Source organism: Planotetraspora thailandica (assembly GCF_016863335.1).
GTDB classification, from domain to species: domain Bacteria; phylum Actinomycetota; class Actinomycetes; order Streptosporangiales; family Streptosporangiaceae; genus Planotetraspora; species Planotetraspora thailandica.
The window spans coordinates 1-1,431 of record NZ_BOOR01000040.1 but is presented as its reverse complement, the minus strand read 5'-3'; the positions used below and the strand labels follow the sequence as shown (position 1 = coordinate 1,431).

1 pseudogene is annotated in these 1,431 nt (G+C 69.5%); it reads left to right on the top strand.

The annotated features are described in order from the left end of the window. Positions 1-678 precede the first annotated feature (678 nt). Positions 679-1,431 (top strand): annotated as a pseudogene (locus tag Pth03_RS25580) (hypothetical protein); the annotation flags it as partial.

The window sequence follows — 1,431 nt, the reverse complement described above, 5'->3', positions numbered from 1 at the left end:
TCCCCGTCCCCGGTCCTGGTCCCCGTCCCCGGTCCTGGTCCCCGTCCCCGGTCCTGGTCCCCGTCCCCGGTCCTGGTCTCCGTCCCCGGTCCCCGGTCCCCGTCCCCGGTCCTGGCTTCGCCCCCGGCCCCGGTTGCCGGCCCCGATCCTGGTCGCGGTCGGGCCGTCCCGACAGGTGCCTCCGTGCGGGATTTGGGCGAACCCCGCCACCGGCGGGCGGGAGACGTCGATGGCAACCTTGCCCTCCAGGGTGCGAAGGTCGGCGGAGTCGTGTTTCGGGTCGGCCGTGAGAGACGTGGCCCTTCGGGTGGGGGACGTGGTCCGGGGTTGGCCGTGCGGGCCGTGATTTGAGGTCGGCTGTGTGAGGCGTGCTTTCGGGTCGCCCGTGCGGTGAGTGATTCAGGTGCGGCGCCTGATTCGGGTTTCCGGTGCGCGAGGTCCGGTGGGTTCCGGAGGTCGCATTTCCGCGGTTCTGGAAACTTGGCCCATGACCCACTGGCTTTCATGTCGGCGCTTCTGCAGTACGTGCATGCCGTTTGGTGGAGTCCTCCAAGCGTTCGCCGAGCATGTCCGCATATTTCCTATCGATAATGCTGCAGAAACTGTGCTCCAAGGCAATGGTGAATCTGTGATTGCTGTGCCAATATTCAAACAGGCTTTCGATCGAGGGGGTGTGTCGTGCAGGAGTCCCGTACCGGTCGCCGCGCGTCGGCACCCTCCGTCGCCGGCGCGTCGGGTTCGTCGGCGGAGCCGATCGGTGGTTCCGAGTGGTGGGCGGAGGTGCGGGAGCGGGCCCAGGCGTGGTCGTCGGACGGCAGTTCGGCGTTGAGTTCTGCGTCGGGGATCAAGGCATGGTGGGAGGCCACGCTCGCGGAGAACGCATCCGCAGTCCCTGCGCCGTCTGAGCCTGCGCAGCCGGGTATCGGACGCCTTTCGTCCGTGGGCTGTGGCGAGCCGCCCGCCGATGACGCCGCCGAGCTCGCGCGAGAGGCTTCGCCCGAGCCCGAGCCCGAGCCCGAGCCCGCGTCAGGGGCTTCGGCGGAGCCGCCCACCAGCGCGGACAGTGGGGCAGAAGGCGGGACGGCGACGCAGGCGTCCACCGAGTTGCCTGCCGAGGAATGTGCTCTTTCCGCTGCGCATGTGCGCGATGAGCAAGAGCTTCCCCCAGAGCCGCACGGCTCGCACCACTCGACCGAACCATCAGGCCCCGCCGGGCCTGCCGCGTCGTCCGGTTCCACTGCGTCGTCCGGTTCCACTGCGTCGTCCGGTTCCACTGCGTCGTCCGGTTCCACCGCGTCGGCGGCCATGCCGGGCGCGTTCGCTGGGTTGGGTTCGGGTCGTTTGGTGGCGGTGCTGGTGGATGCCGCGTCCACGCTGGCCTTGGTCGACCCGCCTGAGGTGGCGTCTGGGTGTTTGGCTGAGGCGCAGGAG